The organism is Corynebacterium meridianum, assembly GCF_016342265.1.
Lineage (GTDB): Bacteria > Actinomycetota > Actinomycetes > Mycobacteriales > Mycobacteriaceae > Corynebacterium > Corynebacterium meridianum.
This window is the reverse complement of the sequence record NZ_JAEIOS010000015.1, coordinates 281,743-302,446: the sequence shown is the minus strand read 5'-3', so window position 1 is coordinate 302,446 and position 20,704 is coordinate 281,743. Positions and strand designations below refer to the sequence as shown.

At 69.4% G+C, this 20,704-nt stretch carries 19 protein-coding genes; 5 read left to right on the top strand and 14 right to left on the bottom strand.

Annotated features, from left to right (window positions below; all coding sequences use genetic code 11):
• Positions 1–20: 20 nt before the first annotated feature.
• From JDV75_RS11340 to dacB, 13 genes are all read right to left on the bottom strand, one after another.
• Positions 21–1,190 (bottom strand): globin domain-containing protein, encoded by a 1,170-nt coding sequence (locus JDV75_RS11340; protein ID WP_198739348.1) that lies wholly within the window; start codon positions 1,188–1,190, stop codon positions 21–23.
• 66 nt (positions 1,191–1,256) lie between these two features.
• Complete coding sequence (locus tag JDV75_RS11335; RefSeq protein ID WP_248097480.1) at positions 1,257–1,715, bottom strand: RrF2 family transcriptional regulator; 459 nt, start codon at positions 1,713–1,715, stop codon at positions 1,257–1,259.
• Between the two features lie 208 nt (positions 1,716–1,923).
• The gene (locus JDV75_RS11330) at positions 1,924–2,829 is read right to left on the bottom strand and encodes a DUF2520 domain-containing protein (protein ID WP_198739347.1); all 906 of its coding nucleotides are present in this window, start codon (positions 2,827–2,829) and stop codon (positions 1,924–1,926) included.
• Positions 2,826–4,181 (bottom strand): DUF6779 domain-containing protein, encoded by a 1,356-nt coding sequence (locus JDV75_RS11325; RefSeq protein WP_198739346.1) that lies wholly within the window; start codon positions 4,179–4,181, stop codon positions 2,826–2,828. The genes JDV75_RS11330 and JDV75_RS11325 overlap by 4 nt, the downstream gene beginning before the upstream one ends.
• Before the next feature lie 83 nt (positions 4,182–4,264).
• Entirely contained in the window at positions 4,265–4,738 is a 474-nt protein-coding gene (locus JDV75_RS11320; RefSeq protein ID WP_198739345.1) for a DUF3180 family protein, read from the bottom strand.
• On the bottom strand, positions 4,735–5,232 hold the full coding sequence (gene folK, locus JDV75_RS11315) for a 2-amino-4-hydroxy-6-hydroxymethyldihydropteridine diphosphokinase (RefSeq protein WP_198739344.1): 498 nt from the start codon (positions 5,230–5,232) through the stop codon (positions 4,735–4,737). The genes JDV75_RS11320 and folK overlap by 4 nt, the downstream gene beginning before the upstream one ends.
• Positions 5,232–5,618, bottom strand: coding sequence for a dihydroneopterin aldolase (gene folB, locus JDV75_RS11310; protein WP_198739343.1), 387 nt, complete (start codon positions 5,616–5,618; stop codon positions 5,232–5,234). The genes folK and folB overlap by 1 nt, the downstream gene beginning before the upstream one ends.
• 32 nt (positions 5,619–5,650) lie before the next feature.
• Entirely contained in the window at positions 5,651–6,454 is an 804-nt protein-coding gene (gene folP / locus JDV75_RS11305) for a dihydropteroate synthase (RefSeq protein ID WP_198739342.1), read from the bottom strand.
• A gap of 71 nt (positions 6,455–6,525) precedes the next feature.
• Entirely contained in the window at positions 6,526–7,104 is a 579-nt protein-coding gene (gene folE / locus JDV75_RS11300; RefSeq protein WP_198739341.1) for a GTP cyclohydrolase I FolE, read from the bottom strand.
• The gene (ftsH, locus tag JDV75_RS11295) at positions 7,088–9,748 is read right to left on the bottom strand and encodes an ATP-dependent zinc metalloprotease FtsH (RefSeq protein WP_198739340.1); all 2,661 of its coding nucleotides are present in this window, start codon (positions 9,746–9,748) and stop codon (positions 7,088–7,090) included. Before ftsH ends, folE begins: the two co-directional genes overlap by 17 nt.
• 183 nt (positions 9,749–9,931) lie before the next feature.
• A complete protein-coding gene (hpt, locus tag JDV75_RS11290; RefSeq protein WP_198739452.1) occupies positions 9,932–10,516 on the bottom strand; it encodes a hypoxanthine phosphoribosyltransferase in 585 nt (194 codons plus the stop codon).
• Positions 10,517–10,580: 64 nt separating this feature from the next.
• Positions 10,581–11,597 (bottom strand): tRNA lysidine(34) synthetase TilS, encoded by a 1,017-nt coding sequence (gene tilS / locus JDV75_RS11285; protein WP_198739339.1) that lies wholly within the window; start codon positions 11,595–11,597, stop codon positions 10,581–10,583.
• 7 nt (positions 11,598–11,604) lie between these two features.
• Positions 11,605–12,915 (bottom strand): D-alanyl-D-alanine carboxypeptidase/D-alanyl-D-alanine endopeptidase, encoded by a 1,311-nt coding sequence (gene dacB / locus JDV75_RS11280; protein WP_198739338.1) that lies wholly within the window; start codon positions 12,913–12,915, stop codon positions 11,605–11,607.
• A 246-nt stretch (positions 12,916–13,161) separates the two neighbouring features.
• On the opposite strand from dacB, the gene JDV75_RS11275 reads away from it, so the two are divergent.
• Both JDV75_RS11275 and JDV75_RS11270 read left to right on the top strand, forming a co-directional pair.
• On the top strand, positions 13,162–13,638 hold the full coding sequence (locus JDV75_RS11275) for an inorganic diphosphatase (protein ID WP_198739337.1): 477 nt from the start codon (positions 13,162–13,164) through the stop codon (positions 13,636–13,638).
• Between the two features lie 27 nt (positions 13,639–13,665).
• The gene (locus tag JDV75_RS11270; RefSeq protein ID WP_198739336.1) at positions 13,666–14,643 is read left to right on the top strand and encodes a potassium channel family protein; all 978 of its coding nucleotides are present in this window, start codon (positions 13,666–13,668) and stop codon (positions 14,641–14,643) included.
• A gap of 280 nt (positions 14,644–14,923) precedes the next feature.
• Here the strand turns inward: JDV75_RS11270 and JDV75_RS11265 are convergent, their stop codons facing one another.
• Positions 14,924–15,727: an ABC transporter permease gene (locus JDV75_RS11265; RefSeq protein WP_232958469.1), complete on the bottom strand. Its 804-nt coding sequence runs from the start codon at positions 15,725–15,727 to the stop codon at positions 14,924–14,926.
• A 196-nt stretch (positions 15,728–15,923) separates the two neighbouring features.
• On the opposite strand from JDV75_RS11265, the gene JDV75_RS11260 reads away from it, so the two are divergent.
• The 3 genes from JDV75_RS11260 (at position 15,924) to JDV75_RS11250 (ending at position 20,679) form a co-directional block, all read left to right on the top strand.
• Complete coding sequence (locus tag JDV75_RS11260) at positions 15,924–16,223, top strand: rhodanese-like domain-containing protein (RefSeq protein WP_198739335.1); 300 nt, start codon at positions 15,924–15,926, stop codon at positions 16,221–16,223.
• Between the two features lie 87 nt (positions 16,224–16,310).
• Positions 16,311–16,757 (top strand): MarR family winged helix-turn-helix transcriptional regulator, encoded by a 447-nt coding sequence (locus JDV75_RS11255; protein ID WP_198739334.1) that lies wholly within the window; start codon positions 16,311–16,313, stop codon positions 16,755–16,757.
• Positions 16,758–16,794: 37 nt separating this feature from the next.
• A complete protein-coding gene (locus JDV75_RS11250) occupies positions 16,795–20,679 on the top strand; it encodes a Pls/PosA family non-ribosomal peptide synthetase (protein ID WP_198739333.1) in 3,885 nt (1,294 codons plus the stop codon).
• Positions 20,680–20,704 lie beyond the last annotated feature (25 nt).

The following is a 20,704-nucleotide window of genomic DNA, read 5'->3' as shown; positions in this document are numbered from 1 at the left end:
CGATCATCCTCCGGGCGTCGCTAGCTGATGAGCCAGTCGTTCGGGGAGAACAGCTCGAAGTGCACGGCCTTCGGTGCGCGGTCGGCGGGCAGAGCCGCGATCTGGTCCCGCAGCGCCTGCAGGAAGCCGTTGCCGCCGCACAGGTACACCGTCGCACCGGCGGGCAGGTACTCCGCGATGTCGATACGCTCGTCGTTCGTGCGGTAGCGGATCTCCATCGTGGCACCGGGGATCTCGGCGACGTATCCGGCCATCTGCTCGCGCTGCGCGAAATGCTCCTCATCGATGTCCGCGTGCAGGACGGTGACCGGACGGGACGAACCCGTGGTCGCCAGATGGTGCAGCATTCCGGTCATCGGGGTGGACCCGATTCCGGAGGACACGAGGACGACCGGGTTGTCGGCGTCGTCGAGCACGAGGTCACCGGCGGGCAGGGTCGCCTGGACGGTGTCGCCCATGTCGACGCGGTCGCGGAGGAACCCGGAGACCTCACCCTCGCGACGGACCGCGATGGTCAGCTCCGTGGCGTCGCCGCCGATGATGGAGTACTGGCGCAGCTGGCGGGCCCCGTCGTCGAGTTTCACGCCGACCGAGGTGTACTGGCCCGGACGCGGGACCGAGAGATCGCCGCTCAGGGTGTAGACGGTCACGTCACCGGGGAGGTCGTATTTCTCGGTGACGGTGACCTCGCGGAACACCTCGCCGGGCTCGACGCCGTCGGAGGCGTAGAGGTCCTCCTCGAAGTCGATCAGGACGTCGGCCATGAGCCAGTAGACCTCGTCCCACGCTCCGGCGACCTCCGGGGTGATGGCGTCGCCGAGGACGTCGACGATGGCGGCGAAGAGATTGTCGTGGACGATCTGGTACTGGTCGCGGGTCACGCCGAGGGACACGTGCTTGTGCCCGATCCGCCCGAGCATCTCGACCGGGTCCGGGGCGTCCGGGTCGACGAGCATGGTGGCGAAGGTGGCGATCGACGCGGCCAGTGCCTTGGGCTGCTCTCCGGCGGCCTGGTTGCCCCGGTTGAATAGGTCACTGATCAGTTCGGGGTGTGCGGTGAACATCTTGTCGTAGAAGATCGGGGTGATCTCGTTGATGTGTGCGCCGATCACCGGGAGAGTCGCGCGGACGATGTCGGCGTTCTTCTCGGACAGGGTGCGGGAGGTGTCGGGCTGGGTGGTCACGAACATGAGCTGGTTGCTCCTCGGTTGGTTGCCCGTGGCGGCGTGGGGCGGGCACGTCGCGACGGGTGAATGTCAGTTGGTGTGCGGCAGACCCAGGGGAACGGCTCCCCGCCGGGCTCGGGCGGCGTCCGTGATGAGATCCGCGACGCGGAGGTCATCGAGGCTCCGGTAGAAAGCCTCGGTGGCGTCCGCGAGCCGGTGCCGCAGCAGGCAGTCGCCCTCCAGATAGGGACAGGGGGACGGTGCCGAGCAGTCGATCACGGGTGAGTCCGGCTCCAGCTCGCGGAGCAGTGCCCCGACGCTGACCGCCGGGGAGGACTCCGCGAGGAGGACACCGCCCGACCGGCCGCGGATGCTGCGGACGACGCCGAGCCTGGCCAGCCGGGACACGACCTTGGCGACGTGGGTGTCGGGCGCCTCGATGGCGACCGCCAGTTCGGCCACCGTCATCCGGGTGGTAGGGGCCGCGGAGGCCTCCCCGAGCCGCATGAGGGTCCGCAGGGCCAGGTCTGAGAATCGGGTCAGTTGCACGCCTAGAGCCTATGCAAATTCGGCATCCGGGATTCGGATTTCGGACGGCGGCGACGCCGCCCGGATTTCCCGCTCCGATTGCCGCCGAGGAAAAACGGCGACTAGCAGCGATATTTGCGCGAAGTGACACATTTCATGGCCAGATACATGTGATGAGCTGCACGACCCTCACCAACCGAAAGAGGCACCCCACTCGGGGGTGATTCGGTCATTCTGCCCGTCCCGGGTACCCGCCGGGCGGCCCGTCCGCCCACAACTCGATGTCGATGTCCCCGAACGGGGTGAGTTCCGCGGTTCTCCGGGCCAGCTCCCGGTAGCTCCGAGCCGTGGCGCTGTCCGGGATCCCGAGATCATGCTGCAGCCGGACCGTGTCCACCGCCGCCCGGTAGACCGGACCCGGCACGCTGTGATCCGGATCCGCGAGTGCCACCTCCAGCACCCTCCGCGACGTCTGCCGGAGCAGCGCGCGACCGATCCCCTCCTGCGGTCCTCCACTCCGGAAGTACGCCTCGTCGATCATCGAGCACGCATCGTCGACGACGGTCATCAGATGCTCCGTCGCGTGCTGGAGCCCTGCGGCGAACGCCGGCCGCTCGTTCTCCGGAACGGGGACGGGCCAGCCACCGAGCTCGGCCACGAACACTTCGGCCACCCCCTCCGGCGGGCCGGGGTCGGCGGTGATGAGCCACGGCACCGATTCCAGGGCGTCGACGTCGCGGAGCACCCCCGCCGCATCCGGCGACCCCACCGGGTAGACACACGGGTGGAGCGCCATCACCAGTGCGACGTCATCGACGAGTGGGGCGAACACCCGCGTGCCCTGGGACGCGCACAGGTGGGCGATCATCTGCCCCCTGCTCACGTGCGGGATCAGTGCAGTGACCGCATCAGGAAGCTCTTCGTCGGCCACGCAGATGAGGACGAGATCACACCGCCGCAGTGCCGGGATCTCCGTGTCCACCCGACCGCCGGCCGGAAACCGGTACCGGATGTCGGTGCGCCGGGGATCAACGACGGCGGCGACCCGGTGCCCGACGTCGGTCAACCGTTCGGCCAGTCCCGCAGCTATCCCGTCAGTTCCGTAGAACCCGATCGTCAGCCGGGGCGGGGTCACTGATCGTCGTCCGCGTTGTCGCGGAGATTCTCCAGAAGCTCGGCGACCGAGATCCCGCCGCCGCGTTCATCCCGGCGGCGGCGTCCGTGCCGGGGGACCTCAGCGTCCTGCACGTCGTCCGTGCGATCGTCGGGGGATCCGTCCGACGTGGCCGCGTGCGCCGCGCGCCTGGAGGCCGAGCGTCCGGCCGCATCCCAGGGGACGGCCGCCATGGCACCGGTGTCGAAGCCCTTGCCCTCATGTGCCCCGGGGGTGCGGTGCTCGGGCACATCTTCCCCGTCGGAGCCACGCGGTGCCGGATCCCCGGCCGTCGTTCCGGCGGAAGCGACATCCCGTTTCGTGTGCTGCACGTTCCGGGAACCGCCCGCGATCAGATAGCTGGCGTCCGTCGGGACCCCGGCACCGGGAACGGGGCCACCCGTGATCAACGGGTTCGGCTTGAGGGCGGACGGTGAAGTCAACCAGGAGGGTTTGTACACGGGGGCGAAGGCGCCGGTGGTGTCCTCGCCGTCGGTGGCGTCCCTCCGGGTCCCGTCGGCATCCGGAGGAACCCCGTCATCATTCGCATCGTCACCGGCTCCCGGGGCCGATGAACCCGTTTCCCGGGCCACGACCGGTGCCGGTGAGCGTGATTCGGTGGCCGACGGTTCCCCGGTGTCCACCGCGTCGGAGGACCGGTCCGGAGCGGCGGTCGGCGTACGGTCCTCCGGGGTGATCTCCTCGACGTCCTCGATATCCCGGACGTCCCGGGGCTCCGCGTCAGCGGAGCCCACGGGGACCGGGGTCTCCGCCTCCGGGGTGTCCGGCCCGGGGTAGCCGGGCAGCCCTCCGTCACCCGTCGCCTGAGCCGGCCCGGCGAGCAGCTCCTGGATACGACGGGCCTCGGCCTGCAGCGCCGCGGGCTCGTAGCTCCAGGTCTGCCCGCTGAGTTCCTCCAGCTGTGCCCTCATGGCCGCCAGCTGTTCCCGGATCTCGGCGAGTGCCGTGTCCCGGTATTCGTCCAGGGATTCGAGGTAACTCTGCTGGAGGATGTGCTCCTGCTCCCGGTGTGCGGCGGACTCGCGACGGAGTTCCTCCTCGTGTTCGCGCTCCGCGAGCTCCCGGTCGCGTTCCACCGCGGCGACTTGCCTTCGGTACCGGGCGACGAGGATTATCCCGAGGACCGCGGCCCACAGCGCCGCCACCACGCCGATCTTCAGCGCGACGTCACTGCCGGTGAACAGCATGACCACGACCGCGGTCAGTGCGAGGAGAACCAGAACAACCAGCGTCACCTGCCAGGTGTCGTTCTGCTGTCGGCCCTGGTCCGGACCAGTTCCGGGGGCTGTCGAGTTCTCGTCGGCGGCGTTCATGGCTACCAATGTACTAAAGGACCCGGATCCGGCTACCCAGGCGCGCGTCCGACGCGGTCACCCTGGAAAGAAGATGGCCGCGCTCACGCGGCGGCCGCCGGCTCGCCGTCCGACGTTGGCGGTACCTCGCAGCTCCGCTCGAGGATCACCCCGGCGACGGCCATGGCGATGCCCCCGAAAAGCGAGAGCAGAACCCCTGGGAGATCATCGGCTGCGGCGACCAACGTGCCCGACCTGGGGACGACGTAGACGGACATCCCGAGGTACGCCCCACCGACGACGCTTCCCGTCCACGCCGATGCCTTGCCGATGACGAGCCACTGCGCGACGGTGATCGGATTGAGCTGGCTCCGGTCGAGCCCTATCCGCCCCTTGTCGAGATGGGCCCGGACCCGCCACGCCAGCACCCCGCAGAGTCCCGCCATCAGCCACAGCGTCACCGAGGCGCTCGCCGAAATCGGAATGAAACTCGCATAGAAGCGCCAGGTCAGGATGGCGCTCGCCCCGGCACAGAACAACGCGGTGGCGATGAGGAGCGGGATCTGGGTGGTTTTCACGGTCGTCCGCCCTCCTGGAGCCGTACACCGGCGACGTCCGCGGACGGCAACCCGTCGACCAGGGTCGCCACGGGCACCCCGGCGAGCACCCCATCGGGGTCGGCGGCGAGCCAGGGCACCAGGACGAAGGCCCGCTCGTGGGCGTGCGGGTGCGGGAGGGAGAGCCGATCGGTGGCGCTGCGGATCTCGGATCCGTCGGGGGCGGCGCACTGAACGATGTCGACGTCCAGGGTCCGGGGCCCCCACCGCAGCTCACGAACCCGACCGGCGGCGTTCTCGAGTGCCTGACAGCGGTCGAGCAGCTGCTCGGGAGTATCGGGGGTGTCGATGATGACGACCGCGTTGGCGAAGTCGGGCTGGTCCGTCACTCCCCAGGGGGCGGTGTCGTACACGGGCGAGACGGCGACCGCCTCCGGGGCGAAGTGACGCAGAACCCCCTCCACGGCGCCCGCGGCGTCGTCGAGGTTTGCACCCACCGACAGGACCGCGCGCATCAGGGCTGCCCCTGCCCCCGGCCGCCGCGGGAGCGTCGGGCCACGACGGCCACGTCACTGAAATCGAGCGGGATCGGTGCGTGTGGCTTGTGCACCGTCACCTCGACGGCGTACAGCTGGGTGAATGTCCCCATCGCCGTGTCGGCGATCTCCGCGGCGACGGTCTCTATCAGGTCCCGGGGGCTGCCCGCGACGATCTTGTGGGCGAGCTGCGCGAGCTCGGAGTAGTCGACGGTACGGGCCAGGTCATCCCCCGCCGCCGCGGCGGTGAAGTCGAGCCAGCAGGTCAGATCGACGATGAACTCCTGTCCCGCGGCACGTTCCGCGGACAGCACGCCGTGCCGCCCGTGCACCTTCAGTCCCCTGAGTTCGATTCTGTCAGCCATGTTCGGGAAATTCCCGTCCTTCCAGTTGGTGTTCACTCATGTGGTGTGCCGCCCGTCCGCCAGGCTGCGGCGACGTCCACCGCGTCGCGGGAGACCGCGACGTCGTGGACCCGGACGGCCCAGGCACCGTGGTGCGCGGAGAGCGTGGTGATCGCCGCCGTCGCGGGATCCGCCGACCCGGTCAGTCCCCGGTCGCTCCGTACCGCGGCGAGGAACCGTTTCCGGGACGCGCCCACGAGGACGGGGTAGGGACCGGCGGTGAACTCCGGCAGCGCCGCGAGCAGCGCCCAGTTGTCCTCCGGGGTCTTGGCGAAGCCGAGACCGGGATCGATGATGATGTTGTGCGGGGCGATCCCCGCGGCCTGTGCCTCCCCGGCGAGGGCGTCGAGCCGGCGCCGGACATCGGCGACGACGTCGCCGTCTGTGTGTGCGGCACCCGCCGCGTCACCGAAGCGTACGGTCTTCCAGTGCATGAGGCAGACCGGGAGCCCTGACTGCGCCATCACCCGGAGCATGTCCGGGTCGGCCTGGCCACCGGAGACGTCGTTGATCAGGGCGACACCGGCGTCCACCGCAGCTGCGGCGACCTCGGCCCGCATCGTGTCCACCGACGTCGGAATCCCCTCTTCGGTGAGGGCACGGATCACCGGGGTGGTCCGGCGCAGTTCCACGTCCGGATCGACCCGGACGGCACCGGGACGGGTCGATTCCCCGCCGACGTCGATGATGTCCGCACCGAGCGCCACGAGCTCGCGGGCGTGCGCGACCGCGACCTCGGGGTCGAGGTAGCGGCCGCCGTCGGAAAAGGAGTCCTCCGTGACGTTCACGATCCCCATGACCAGGCACCGGTCGCGGACGGGGAGACCTTCGGGCGACCGGCGGGGCGTCGACGTCCCGCCCCCGGCGCTCACTGCTTCGCCCGGATGAGACTCAGCGCCTCGGCGCGGGAGGCGGCGTTGTGCTGGAACCCGCCGCGGACGGCGGAGGTCATCGTCGTGGCCCCGGGCTTGCGGATTCCGCGCATAGCCATACACAGGTGCTCACACTCGATCACGACGATGACCGCCTGGGGATCGAGCCGTTCGACCAGCGCATCGGCGATCTGACGGGTGAGGCGTTCCTGCACCTGGGGCCGCTTGGCGTAGAGATCCGCCAGTCGGGCGAGCTTGGACAGGCCGGTGACCCGCCCGCTCTTCCCGGGGATGTAGCCGATGTGCGCCACCCCGAAGAACGGCACGAGATGGTGCTCGCAGGTCGAGTAGATGGGGATGTCCCGCACGAGTACCAGTTCCTGGTGGTCCTCGTTGAAGGTCTTGGCCAGTACCTCGGACGGGTCTGAGTGCAGCCCGGAGAACACCTCGGCGTACGCGCGGGCGACGCGGTCGGGGGTCTCCTTCAGCCCCTCACGGTCGGGGTCCTCCCCCACCGCGATGAGTAGTTCGCGCACCGCAGCCGCGGCGCGTTCCAGATCAATCCCGTCGCTCATCGTCGTCCTCCCGGGGCGGTTCGCTGGTTGTCTCCCCGAGGTCGATCACGTCCGTCGGGCTGGACGAGGGGGTTTCGGAGACGTTCTCGTCGCGGTCGTCCCCGACCGCACCGCTTTCCTCCCGCTCCGACGCATGCTCGGGTTGTTCGTGGTCCGGGAGCCGGAAACCGATCAGCTCACCGTCGCCGCCGGGCGCGGCACCGTAGGTCTGCACCCCGTCCGTCCCGCCGGCGGGTTCGCCGGGACCGTAGGACGCCATCCCGGGGTGTTCCTCCGGAGATCGCCGTTCCGGGGTCCCCCGGCCCGCACCGGTGGCATAGGGATTGGGCCGAGATCCATCCCGCGGCGGCCAGCCCGGAGCGGACCAGCCGGGCGGCGGCGGAGTTCCGCCGTAGGTGGGGGTGGAATTGCCGGGGTCAGCCGGACGCTCGTCCCGGGCATGCCTGCCGGAGGGTACGACGCCACCGTCGCCGGTGTCGCGTACCGGATCGACGGCGTGCGAACCCGTGGCGTCGCCGTAGCCGAAGCCGGTGTTTCCCGGCTGCTCGGGACCGGTGTCCCTATCCTGCCGCGGACGTCCCCCGGCCTCCGGGGTCTCCTGGGGATCCTCGCCGGGTCGGGGGCCACCGAGGGCGGCGAGTTGCCGTTCCCGGCGGGCGCGTGCGGCCTTCGACATCTCCAGCAGGGAGAACTTCTTCGGCGGTTCCTCGCCGCGCTCGATGGCGATTTCCGTGGGGGTCTTCACCGGTTCGTGGCCGAACTGCCGCGGGTAGTCGGTGTCCTCACCGGCGAACACCTCGAGCGGTTCCCGCGGGGTGATGTCGGTGAACAGCGCCTCCAGGTCGGGTCTACGCAGGGTCTCCTTCTCCAGGAGCTTCTCGGCGAGCCGGTCGAGGGTCTCCCGGTTGTCGCGCAGGATGGCGTACGCCTCCCGGTGAGCCTTGTCGAGGAGGTACCGGGTCTGCTGGTCGATCGTGGCGGCCACCGTCGGCGAGTAGTCGAGGCTGCCGCCGGCACCACGCCCGGAGAAGGGGTCGCCCTGCTCCTCTCCGTACTTGACGGTGCCGAGCTCCGGGGACATGCCGTACTCGGTGAGCATCGCGCGGGCGATCTTGGTGGCCTGCTCGATGTCGGAGGACGCACCCGTGGTGGGCTGGCCGAAGACCAGCTCCTCGGCGGCGCGGCCGCCCATGGAGAACACCAGCCGGGCGAACAGCTCGGAGCGGTTGTACATGCCCTTGTCGTCCTCGGCTGCGGTCATGGCGTGTCCGCCGGTGCGGCCGCGGGCGAGGATGGTGACCTTGTAGACGCGCTCGATGTCCTTCATCGCCCAGGCTGCGAGGGTGTGGCCGCCCTCGTGGTAGGCGGTCACCTTCTTCTCGTGCTCGGAGATGATCTTGCTGGAACGGCGCGGGCCGCCGACGACGCGGTCGGTGGCCTCCTCGAGGGCGTCGGCGGTGATGACGTTGCCGCCGATGCGGGCGGTCAGCAGCGCCGCCTCGTTGAGGACGTTGGCGAGATCGGCGCCGGACATGCCGGCGGTGCGCTTGGCCAGTGAGTTCAGGTCGGCGTCGGGGGCCAGGGGCTTTCCCTTGGCGTGGACCTTGAGGATCATCTCGCGGCCCTTGAGATCCGGGTTCGTCACCGGGATCTGACGGTCGAAGCGGCCGGGGCGCAGCAACGCGGGGTCGAGGATGTCGGGGCGGTTCGTGGCGGCGATGAGGATGACGCCCTCACGGTCGCCGAAACCGTCCATCTCGACGAGCAGCTGGTTCAGGGTCTGTTCCCGTTCGTCGTGGCCGCCGCCCATGCCGGAGCCGCGCTGGCGGCCGACGGCGTCGATCTCGTCGACGAAGATGATGCAGGGGCTGTTCTCGCGGGCCTGCTTGAACAGGTCGCGGACGCGGGAGGCACCGACGCCGACGAACATCTCGACGAAGTCGGAGCCGGAGATCGAGTAGAACGGCACGCCGGCCTCACCGGCGACGGCGCGGGCGAGCAGGGTCTTACCGGTTCCGGGCGGGCCGTAGAGGAGAACACCCCGCGGGATCTTCGCCCCCAGTGCCTCGTAGCGCGAGGGATCCTGGAGGAAGTCCTTGATCTCGTGGAGTTCGTCGACCGCCTCGTCGGCGCCGGCGACATCCTCGAAGGTGTTGGTGGGCATGTCCTTGGTGAGCTGTTTGGCCCGGGAACCGCCGATGCCGAGCATGCCCATGCCACCACCCTGCATGCGGGAGAAGAAGAAGATGAGCAGGCCGAATACGATGAGCATCGGCAGCATGACGCTGAACATCGAGCCGAGGAAACTCTCGCGGGTGACCTTGGTGGTGTACTTCTCCGCGTCGGCCGCCTGCACCTTCTCGAAGATGACCGGGGTGGTCCGTGCCGGGTACTCGGCGATGATCTCGCTGATCCCGTCGCGTTCCTCTACGGTGATGTCCTCCTTGAGTTTCAGCCGGATCTGCTGCTCACGGTCGTCGATCTGGGCCTCGGCGACGTTGTGGTCGTCCAGCTGCGTCAACGCGACGGAGGTGTCCACCTTGCGGTAACCGCGGGTGTCGTCGGTGAGCACGGTCATCACGTACAGGGCGATGAGGATGACGGCGGCGATCGCGCCGATCCTCAGCAGTTTCTTGTTATCCATTCACAAGCCAAGCCGGCGGTCGCTCCCGACTACTGTGTCGTCGGGGCGCGGTCGCCGGGCCCTTTCTTTTCAAGTCGTTGCGGGGCACGGACAGCGTGCCGGTGGACGGGGCGCCGGAGGGTCATCTCCGGCGCAGCTCACACACAGGGTACCCGGGCCGTGCCGGGGAGCCGCCGGGCGCGGTCAGTCTGCGTACACGCTCGGGTGCAGGCTGCCGACATAGGGCAGGTCACGGTAGCGCTCGGCGTAGTCGAGGCCGTAGCCGACGACGAACTCGTTGGGGATGTCGAACCCGATGTCGGAGAAGTCGACCTTCGCCCGCACGGCCTCCGGCTTGCGGAGCAGGGAGATGACCTCGAGGGTCTTCGGTCCACGGCTCTTCAGGTTCTTGATCAACCAGGAGAGCGTGAGCCCGGAGTCGATGATGTCCTCCACGATGAGCACGTTGCGGCCCGCGATGTTGCGGTCGAGGTCCTTCAGGATCCGCACGACCCCGGAGGATGAGCTGGCGTTGCCGTAGGAGGACACAGCCATGAACTCCATCTGGGAGGGGATCGTCAGCGCGCGGGCGAAATCGGTCATGAAGAATACGGCACCCTTGAGCACCCCGATGAGGATGAGGTCCTGCTCGTCGTCGGCGTGTTCGGCGGACACCTTCGCCGCCATCTCCGCCACCCGGCGCTGTAGGTCCGCCTCGGTGACGAGGACCTTCTCCACGTCGGTTCCGTAGGGCCCGTCGGGTACGGGGTTGTTCTGCTGTTCGTGCATGGTGTGTCTCGACCCTTCGTCGTCGTTCGCTCGCGGCACGGTGAGCCCGGTCACAGGGTGTCCTTCAGCGCGCGCTCACAGTCAGAATGCCACCACGGCGCGCCACAACCAACCTGCGCCCGTCGGTGGTTCCACCCACCGCGACCGGCCCCTGCCCGTGCCAGTCGCTCAGGAGAGCGTCGACACCGGAGGTTCCGCGGGAGGTGACGGTCGCCCCGTTTTCCCGGAGGAACCGGGCGATGATCCTGCGCCGCAACGCCGGGTGCTCCATCCCGATACCGACGGGCAGCACTTCAGTCGCGGTGTCCCCGGTGTCCTCGCGGTGTCTGCACAGTGCATCGTCCGCGAGGCGGTCGAGCAGGTCAGAGTCCTCGGTCGCCTTCGCCGACGCCCCGGCGAGTGCGGGTGCCGGGTCGCCCCCGACGACCTCGGCGAGTGCCGGGAGGATCTCTCTCCGCAGGGCCACCCGGCGGAAGGCGGTGTCACTGTTGTGCGGGTCCCACCACGGTGTGAGGCCGAGTTCCCGGGCGGCACCGACGGTATCGGCACGGCGGACACCGAGGAAGGGGCGGAGCAGCGGGACGGGGTACCCGGTGCCCGCTGTACCGGGCACAACGGCCTCCTCCGCGAGGCCGCCCGGGTTGCCGCGGAGCGCCGCGAGCAGCATGGTCTCGGCCCGGTCGTCGAGGGTGTGCCCGACCCACACCGAGGTGCCGAGCCGGGCGGCGGTCGAACCGAGGACCCGGTAGCGCGCGGCGCGGGCCGCAGCCTCGGTCCCGCCCGGAAATGCGGACGGGTCGACGACGGCGACGTCTGCGTTTCCTCCCATCGAACGGACCTGGTCCGCGGCCCGCTCCGCCTGCTCCCCGCTTCCGGCCTGCAGCCCGTGGTCGACGCAGACCGCGTGCACGGCCACGTCCTCGGCGCGGGCGGCCGCCGCGAGCATCAGGGAATCCGGCCCCCCGGACACCCCGATCACCGCAATCCGGCCGGGGGACGCTACCCGTCTGACGGCGCGGCGCAGGATCAGAAAGTGCGGGCAGGTGCGGGGAATTGGCACGTCCCCGATCCGGGCGGGCACCCGTCGGTCACCCGGCCCGCAGCGTGGAGGCCAGCACGTCCAGGGCGTCCCTGGCGGGCAGGATCTCCGAGTCGTTGGAGATGAACGCGAAGGTGTAGACCCGACGGTCCGCGGACGTCACCGTTCCCGCGAGTGCCGAGGTGTCGGTGAGTGTCCCGGTCTTCGCCCGCACCCACCCGCGCCCCACGGATCCGTCGAAACGGTTGGCCAACGTCCCCGTCGCCGCGGCGACGGGAAGGGTTTCCAGGAGGGGCCGGAGCTCCGTGCCCCGGGCGGCAGCGGTGAGCACGGCGTCGAGAAGTCCCGTCGTCGCCTGGTCCTCCCCGGACAGCCCGGAGGTGTCGTCGAGCCGGGCGCCGGTCACATCGAGCCCGTGTTCCCGGAGGATGTCGAGTACCGCACGACCGGCGCCCGCCGAATCGGCGGGCAGCCCGCGGCTCAGCGCGAGCTCCCGGCCGAGGGCCTCGGCTGCGACATTGTCACTGGTCCGCATCATCAGCTCCAGCCGGTGGAGCAGAGGTGCCGAGTTCACCGAGGCCAGCACACGGGCATCGGGGGGTGCCGTGGTGTACCCGAAGCGCCGGGCGCCCAGCCTTTCCCCCAGCGCCCGGGAGACGTCGACGGCGGGTTCGGCGCTGCGCGGCCCGTGGGCGTTCGTGGGATCGACCAGCCCCCGGTTCATCATCACCGGTTCCATGGGGGTGATGTAGCCGGCGGCGATGTCCTCCCGGAACCAGCCGGGGGCGAAGTTGTCCGCGGACCACCGGGACGTGTCCACGAAGACGTCGACCGGGTCCCCGCCGGGGAGCTGCCCGCGGATCCCCGCGGCGAGTTCGTCCAGCTGTCCCGCGTCCAGGTCGACGTCCCCGGCGCCGACGAGCACAGCGGTATCGGGCTCGGCGCCCTCCACGACGGCGGTCGTGACGGTGTGTTCCGGGCCGAACGTCAGCAGCGCCGCGGCGGCGGTCAGGATCTTCACGGTGGATGCCGGGCGCACCGGCTGATCCGGGTCTCGGCTCCAGATCACCTCACCGGTCGTCGCGTCGGTGACGGAGCCGACGAGGTGCCCCAGCCGGGGATCGGCTGCGAACGCGTCCAGCCGGGCGACCAGCTCGGCCGTTCCGGGATAGGTACCGGTGGCATCACCGTCGGTCGGTACCGGGGTGAATGCCTCGGTGGGCCGGGTGACCGTGAGCGGCGCGGCGTGGGTGAGTGCCCCGTCAGCCTCGGCCTTGAGTGCCGCGACGGTGGTCACCCCACCTGCGGCCCCCACCACCAGGACGGCGGAGATCACCCACCACCAGTCCCTACGCGCCATGACTTCCCTTTCCGAGCGTCGCCCGGCGTCGCGTGTCCCGCCCGCCGGTCGTTTCCGTTGCGGGCCTGATCCTAGTGCACCGCGCGGGCGCGGTGCACCGTCAAGGCTAGGATGGAGTGGTCACGGGTCCGGGTTCAGCCGTCCCCGTTTTCCAGTCCACAGCAGTCGATCCTGCGTCACCTCCCGCGGTGCCTCTCAGTTCCGCGGTGGGGTGGGGTGCAGGGAAAGGAACACGCAACAAACGCCATGAGCATCGAAGTCACGATCGAGATCCCCAAGGGCTCCCGCAACAAGTACGAGGTCGACCACGAGACGGGCAAGGTCCACCTGGACCGTTACCTGTTCACCCCGATGGCGTACCCCGCCGATTACGGCTTCATCGACCACACCCTCGGCGAGGACGGCGACCCGATGGACGCGCTGGTGATCCTGCCTGAGCCGCTCCTCCCCGGTGTCATCGTCAAGGCCCGCACCGTCGGTGTGTTCAAGATGACGGACGAGGCCGGCGGGGACGACAAGCTGCTCTGTGTCCTGGACGATCCCCGTTTCGACCACCTCCAGGACATCGACGACGTGTCCTCCTTCGTCCGCGACGAGATCGAGCACTTCTTCGTCCACTACAAGGACCTGGAGCCCGGCAAAGAGGTCCAGGGCGCGGGCTGGGGCGACAAGGCCGAGGCCGAGAAGATCCTGCAGGCCTCCATCGAGCGCTACCAGGGCTAGAAATCCGGGCATGGCAGACTGTTCGTCATGCCCGCCACCCCAGACGAGAGCACCCGGACCACAGCGGACCCGGATCAGGGAATGCCCTTCACGGCCCGCCTGAAGTACGCCTACCTCGAGGTCTTCCACCCGGAGATACCCGAGGACGCACCCGCACAGCAACGGTGGGAGGCGAAGGTCGAGGGGCCGATGATCATCGTCTCCGTTATCTTCCTGGTGCTGTTCATCTGGGCCTCGATCGGACGGGCCGACGCCCGCTGGACCCGCATCGCCGAGTACGGCATGTGGTTGACCTGGTGGGCGTTCATCGTCGACTATGTGGCCCGCCTCTACCTCGCCGAACGCCGGGTCCGTTGGTTCTGGCTGCACTTCCACGAGTTCCTCCTGGTCGTGCTGCCCTGGTTCCGGCCGCTGCGACTGCTGCGGATCCTGCCGGTGATTTTCCTGGTGCAGCGGTTCTCGGCGTCGAACAAGCGGGTCACGGTTGCCGCCTACACCGGTGTGGCCTCGGTGCTGCTGATCCTGATCTCCGCGCTGGCCATCTACGACGTCGAGCACGGTAACGCCGACTCCCAGATCGCGACCTTCTTCGACGCCGTCTGGTGGTCGATCGTGACCGTGACGACGGTCGGCTACGGCGACATCACACCGGTGACCACGTCGGGGCGCTACATCGGCATCGGGGTGATGCTCGGTGGCATCGCGGTCGCCGGTGTCGTCACCGCGACGTTCGCGTCATGGCTGGTCCAGCAGGTTGAGGACGAGGACACCGCGGCGATGCAGGACCAGCAGCGGGTGGTCACCCGGGAACTCAAGGGGCTGCGCCGCGAGGTCGCCCACCTACGGGGCCAGATCAGCCGGATGACCGAACAGCAGGAGCAGCTGCTGCGGCATCTGTCCACCACCGGGGAACAGCCACCGGTGGTATCCCCGGAACCGCCGAAGAAGGAACGACACTCCCGGGGCAAGCGGGGCTGGCCCCACCGGCACAAGGACTCCGACTAGTTGATCGTCGTTGAGTCGCGTGCCTACCCCGCCGATTCCGGGGTTCCGCGGAAACCGGTGGCGGTGGTCTTGCGGCTGTACCAGCAGCCCCGGCGGTGACCTGCTCACCCGTCATCGTTGTTCTCCCGGAGCCGTCGGGCATCCGCACGGTCACGGACCGCGCGGCCGTCAGGAGCACGGAACCACCTTCGAACCACGACTGCCCGCACGATGATCCAGCCCGATCGATCCGCCGATCAGGAAACCCGGACCGGATGCCCGGCCGGGGCCGGTGCACCGGTCAGAGCAGGCGCCACACCACGAGGTATTCGGTGATCGTCAGTGCCGCGGTGGCGACCGCGAGGATCGCGAGGATCACGAACAGCTGCATGATCCCGGCCTCCAGTGGTGTCGCACCGCCGAGGATCATGCCGACGAACGCCCCCGGGATGGTCACCATCCCCACCGTTTTCGTGGTGTCGATGGTGGGCACGAGCGCGGTGCTCGCCGCTCTTTCGGCGACGAGCATTCTCGCCTGACCGTCCGTGAATCCGAGGGAGAGCGCGGCCTCGACCTCGCCCTGCCCTGCTCGGAGTTCCTCGTGCACGCGCCGGCCCGTGAGCGCGGAAACCGCCATGCCGTGCCCGATGAGGATTCCCGCGACCGGGATCACTGCCATCCCCCGCATGTCGAGAATTCCGCTCACCAGGAGCGCGGCGACCAACGTGAACGGGCCCAGACCGACGGGAACGGTGAGGATGAGTATCTCCCGGATCCTCTGACGGAGCGGCAACCGGGGGCGGTCCTTCCTCGGTACGTGCTGGCCGATCCGGGCGGTGCGGATCCGACCGTGCGCGGTTTCCGCGGCGGTCAGGGTGATCGCGATGAGAAACAGCACAACAGCCCACACACGACTCACCGCGAAGTCGAGGACGAGTCCGAGGACGAGCAGCTGGACCGTCGCCCGGACCGCGGCCCAGGGAATGACCGGCGCGTGTTCGGTCCGGCCGATCCTGGCCAGGACAGCGGCGATGATGACGAGGAGGATGAGGGCCACCACGAGTGGCCAGCCGAAGTTGAACATCGTCGAACGGGTTCCCTGCATGGGCCCAGTCTATTTACCTCACGTGACACCGGACCGGTGACCGCCGGAACCAGGCTGCGATATCGCGGCGGCCCAGCCCCGTTCGGGTCCGTGGCTCCGCCGAATGCACCGTGACCGCAGGTAAACTGCTGCTGTCCGGGACACCCGCGGGTGACGCCCGGACAGCAGCCGACACCCCCACACGAAGGATCGACACATGAAAACCGTTCTTCCCTCCGCCGTTCCGTCCGATGCACAGATCGTCGATGTCCGGGAGGCCGACGAGTTCGCGGACGGTCACGCGACGGGTGCGGTCAACCTGCCCATGAGTGAGATCGTCGGTCGACTCGACGAGATCGACCGGGACCGCGACCTCTACGTCATCTGCCTCTCGGGCGGCCGGTCGGCCCGCGTCTGCGAGTACCTCGAACACCGTGGCATCGACGCGATCAACGTTGAGGGCGGTACATCGGCGTGGCGCGCCGCGGAGCTGCCCATGGAGATTCCCGGCATCTGACCCCGTCCCCCGGTTCACGGCGACACGCAATGGTGGATGTCCACCAACGTTTTACGCCCGCCATGTTGGAAAGCTAGGATCAATGGTATGTCAGCGACGCCTCTTGTTCCCACAGCACTCCTCGAATCCCCCTCGTTCCAGCTCGAGCGCCTCCGCAGGCGCACCCGCGACGAAGTCGAGAGGGCCCTCGCCGACGAGAAGACCGGCCTCCGCGAGTACTGGGTGCTCACCTGCCTCGTCGAGGAATCGGCGGCCAGCCAGACCGCACTGTGCGAGCTCCTCGCCGTCGACGCCTCCGACATGGTCCGCCTGATCGACGGCCTGGAGAAGCACTCCTGGGTCAAGCGCGAACGGGACCAGAAGGACCGTCGCCGACAGATCGTCGCCGCGACGAAGAAGGGGCGGGCCGCACAGAAGAAGCTCGCCGGCATCGTGACCGACGCCGAGGACCGCGCCCTCGACGAGTCGACCTCGAAGCAGCTCAAACACCTGCGCAAGCTCGCGAAGGCGATCATCGCCCTCGACGCCGACTAGAAACCATCCCCAACCGGAAAGCGCCCAGCCCCGCACAGTGTCACTGAAATCCGTACCCCGCCAGTTCCTGCGCACGGGCGAGGCCCCGCCCCGCCGCACGCTCGTCGACATCCTCTCCCGTACCGCGACCGCACACCCCGACGCCGCGGCGATCGACGACGGAGAGGTGCTCACCTACGCCGAGCTCATGGACGTCGTTCGCGACAAGGCCGCCGACCTGCACGCGGCCGGCATCCGCCGGGGCGACCGCATCGGCGTCCGGCTGCCGAGTGGCGGCAGCGAGCTCTACACCACAATCCTCGCGATCCTCACGGCCGGCGCCGCCTACGTCCCGGTCGACGCCGACGACCCCGACGAGCGCGCCGAGATGGTCTTCACCGAGGCCCGCGTCAACGCGACCGTCACCGGCGCCGGCCTGACGGTGCACCGCCGAACCGCCGGTGGGGACACCCGTCCGCCACGACCGGACGACGACGCGTGGATCATCTTCACCTCCGGTTCCACCGGCCGCCCCAAGGGCGTCGCCGTCACGCACCGCTCGGCCGCCGCCTTCGTCGACGCCGAGACACGGATGTTCCTCGCCGACGCTCCAGGTGGTCCACTCGGACCCGACGACCGGGTGCTCGCCGGGCTCTCCGTCGCCTTCGACGCCTCCTGCGAGGAGATGTGGCTCGCCTGGGGTCACGGCGCCTGCCTCGTCCCCGCGCCGCGCATGCTGGTGCGCTCGGGAATGGATCTCGGGCCGTGGTTGATCAGCCACGACATCACCGCCGTGTCCACCGTCCCGACCCTCGCCGGTCTGTGGCCCGCGGAGGCCCTCGACAACGTCCGCCTGCTCATCTTCGGCGGTGAGGCGTGTCCCGCCGAGCTCGTGCAGCGGCTGGACACCGGCGACCGGGAGATCTGGAACACCTACGGACCGACCGAGGCCACCGTCGTGGCCTGCGCGGCGAGACTGCACGCCGACCGCGACGTGTCCATCGGGCTCCCCCTCGACGGCTGGGATCTCGTCGTGGTCGACGCCGAAGGTGCTCCGGTCTCCTCGGGAGAGGTCGGTGAACTCGTCATCGGCGGCGTCGGCCTCGCCCGATACCTCGACCCGGAGAAGGACCGGGAGAAGTACGCCCCACTGCGCAGCGTGGGCTGGTCCCGGGCATACCGCTCAGGCGACCACGTGCGCCTGGAGGAGGACGGACTCTACTTCGTCGGACGGGTGGACGACCAGGTCAAGATCGGCGGGCGCAGGATCGAGCTCGGTGAGGTCGAGGCCGCTGTCGCGGCACTGCCGGGGGTCCGCTCCTCCGCCGTCGTGGTGCAGACCACGGGCGCCGATTCCAAGGTGCTCGTCGCCTACCTCTCGCGCGAGGACGACGCGGTGGACTTCGACACGGAGGCCGCGACGGTCCAACTCGCGGAGAGCATGCCCGCGGCCCTCGTCCCGCGCCTGTGCGTGCTCGATGAGCTGCCCGTACGGACCTCTGGCAAGGTGGACAAGGCCGCACTCCCGTGGCCGCTCCCCGGCGCGGTCACCGACACCTCCGCGATGACCCCGACCGAGGCCTGGCTCGCGGAGCTGTGGGTTGACGTGCTCGGCGCGGCGGTCGCCGATCCGGACACGGACTTCTTCGCGCTCGGCGGCACGTCGCTGGCCGCGGCGACGCTGGTCGGTCGGATCCGGGAACGGTTCCCGACCATCTCCGTGCGGGAACTCTACGACCATCCTCGGCTGGGTGCTCTCGCGCACCGCCTCGATGAACGCCGTGGAACCGGCCCCAACGAGGTGGAAAAGCAACCCACCAGCCCGGTACCCACCCGTACCCGTCTCATCCAGCACCTGATCCAGGTTCCGGTGATGACGCTTCAGGCCGCGCAATGGGTGGTCTGGCTCATCCTGGGGAACAACCTCGCGGCCGCGACCGGAGTGTGGTGGGCGCGGCCCGCTCCCTGGTGGCTGGTACTGCTTCTCCTGATCGTCTTCGTGACCCCGATCGGAAGGCTGCCGATGGGCGCATTCGCCGCACGACTGCTCACCCGCGGCATAGCGCCGGGTGACTACGCCAGGGGTGGCCGGGAACATCTGCGCCTGTGGACGGCGGACCGGATCCAGGATGCCTGCGGCGCCCGGGACATCGCCGGGGCGACGTGGATAACCAGCTACGCCCGCCTGCTGGGCGCGAACGTCGGTCGGGACGTGCACCTCCACACCCTCCCTCCGGTCACGGGGCTGCTCACCCTCGGCGACCACTGCTGCATCGAACCGGAGACGGATCTGTCGGGTATGTGGGTCGACGGCGACACGGTCCACGTCGGTCGGATCACCGTGGAGGCGGACGCCCGCGTCGGCGCGCGTTCGACCCTGCTGCCCGGGGCCGTCATCGGTTCCGGTGCACACGTCGAAGCCGGATCCTGTGTGACCGGGGACAAGAAGGTCAAGGCCGGGGCCCGCTGGGCCGGTTCGCCCGCGGCGAAGGTCGGCCGGGCGAAGAAACGCTTCCCGGAGGAGCATCCCGATCGGCGTCCGTGGTGGGTGCCCGTCTACGGGGCGACGTCGCTGGCGCTGAGTCTCATGCCGGTGGTGTCCGTCGGCGCGGGCGCAGCGGTCGTCGCCGGGCTCGCGACAGTCCTCGGAGGGAGCACCACGACCACCGTCGCCGCAAGCGTTCTCCTCGCGCCGCTCGGTGCGCTCATCGCCTTCGGACTGAATGTGGTCCTCACACTCGTTGGCGTGCGTCTGATGTCGATCCGTCTGGCCACCGGGATTCATCCGGTCCGTTCCCGGATCGGCTGGCAGCTGTGGGCCACGGAGAGGCTCATGGACGCAGCCCGCACCCATCTGTTCCCGCTCTACGCCTCGCGGTTGACCCCGGCTTGGTTGCGCGCGCTCGGTGCTCGCGTGGGCAGGGACACCGAGATCTCCACAGCCGTCATGGTGCCTGCGTTCACGGAGATCCGGGACGGTGCGTTCCTCGCCGACGACACGATGGTCGGCGGCTACGAACTGGGTGGCGGGTGGATGCTCGCCGGAAGGACCAGGATCGGCAAGCGCAGCTTCCTCGGTAACTCCGGGATCGCCGGGGCGGGCCGCAAGCTGGCGAAGAACTCACTCGTCGCGGTGCTCTCCCAGACGCCGAAGAAGGCGCGCGCCGGATCGAACTGGCTCGGTTCCCCACCGGAGCGGCTGCGCCGTGTCACGGTCGACGCCGGCGGCGAGGCCCGGACCTACCAGCCCACTGCACGACTGAAGCGTGCCCGCGGGCTCGTGGAGACCATGCGGCTGCTCGCCCCCATGACCTCGGGTGTTCTCGTCGCGGGCACGCTGCTGGCCCTGCAGTGGCTGTACACGCGACCTGACTCTCCGGTCGCCGGTGCGGTACTGGCCTGGCTGTGCGGTGGGCTCGTCCTCATGGGCGCCGGTCTGGGAGCCGCGGCGATCACCGTGGCGGTGAAGTGGCTGTGCGTCGGCAGGATCCGGGCCGGCGAACACCCCCTGTGGTCCCGTTTCGTGTGGCTCAACGAGCTCCAGGACGCCTTCGTCGAGGCGGTAGCGGCTCCCTGGTTCCTCAACCCGAACCAGGGAGCCAAGCCACTGGTGTGGTTCCTCCGGGCGATCGGTGCCCGGATCGGCCGGGGTACCTGGATCGAGTCCTACTGGCTGCCCGAAGCGGATCTCGTGGAGGTCGGCGACGCGGCGACCATCGGACCGGGCTGTGTGGTGCAGACGCACCTGTTCCAGGACCGGGTGATGAGTCTCGACACGGTGAAACTCGGTGCCGGCGCGGTCCTCGGCCCGCATTCCGTGATCCTTCCCGCGGCCTCCCTCGGGGAGGGGACCACCATCGGTCCTGCATCCCTCGTGCTACGCGGAGACCGGGTCCCCGGCCACACGGCGTGGCAGGGAAACCCGGTCGAGCCCCGGAGCTGATCCGGGGCGGGGGCGCGGTGACGGT

What these genes read in the sequence shown, in the direction of transcription:
- JDV75_RS11340 (WP_198739348.1), bottom strand. Translation starts at nt 1,190, where the DNA reads ATGTTCGTGACCACCCAGCCCGACACCTCCCGCACCCTGTCCGAGAAG.
- JDV75_RS11325 (WP_198739346.1), bottom strand. Translation starts at nt 4,181, where the DNA reads ATGAACGCCGCCGACGAGAACTCGACAGCCCCCGGAACTGGTCCGGAC.
- folK (WP_198739344.1), bottom strand. Translation starts at nt 5,232, where the DNA reads ATGCGCGCGGTCCTGTCGGTGGGTGCAAACCTCGACGACGCCGCGGGC.
- folB (WP_198739343.1), bottom strand. Translation starts at nt 5,618, where the DNA reads ATGGCTGACAGAATCGAACTCAGGGGACTGAAGGTGCACGGGCGGCAC.
- folP (WP_198739342.1), bottom strand. Translation starts at nt 6,454, where the DNA reads ATGGGGATCGTGAACGTCACGGAGGACTCCTTTTCCGACGGCGGCCGC.
- folE (WP_198739341.1), bottom strand. Translation starts at nt 7,104, where the DNA reads ATGAGCGACGGGATTGATCTGGAACGCGCCGCGGCTGCGGTGCGCGAA.
- ftsH (WP_198739340.1), bottom strand. Translation starts at nt 9,748, where the DNA reads ATGGATAACAAGAAACTGCTGAGGATCGGCGCGATCGCCGCCGTCATC.
- hpt (WP_198739452.1), bottom strand. Translation starts at nt 10,516, where the DNA reads ATGCACGAACAGCAGAACAACCCCGTACCCGACGGGCCCTACGGAACC.
- dacB (WP_198739338.1), bottom strand. Translation starts at nt 12,915, where the DNA reads ATGGCGCGTAGGGACTGGTGGTGGGTGATCTCCGCCGTCCTGGTGGTG.
- JDV75_RS11275 (WP_198739337.1), top strand. Translation starts at nt 13,162, where the DNA reads ATGAGCATCGAAGTCACGATCGAGATCCCCAAGGGCTCCCGCAACAAG.
- JDV75_RS11270 (WP_198739336.1), top strand. Translation starts at nt 13,666, where the DNA reads ATGCCCGCCACCCCAGACGAGAGCACCCGGACCACAGCGGACCCGGAT.
- JDV75_RS11265 (WP_232958469.1), bottom strand. Translation starts at nt 15,727, where the DNA reads ATGCAGGGAACCCGTTCGACGATGTTCAACTTCGGCTGGCCACTCGTG.
- JDV75_RS11260 (WP_198739335.1), top strand. Translation starts at nt 15,924, where the DNA reads ATGAAAACCGTTCTTCCCTCCGCCGTTCCGTCCGATGCACAGATCGTC.
- JDV75_RS11255 (WP_198739334.1), top strand. Translation starts at nt 16,311, where the DNA reads ATGTCAGCGACGCCTCTTGTTCCCACAGCACTCCTCGAATCCCCCTCG.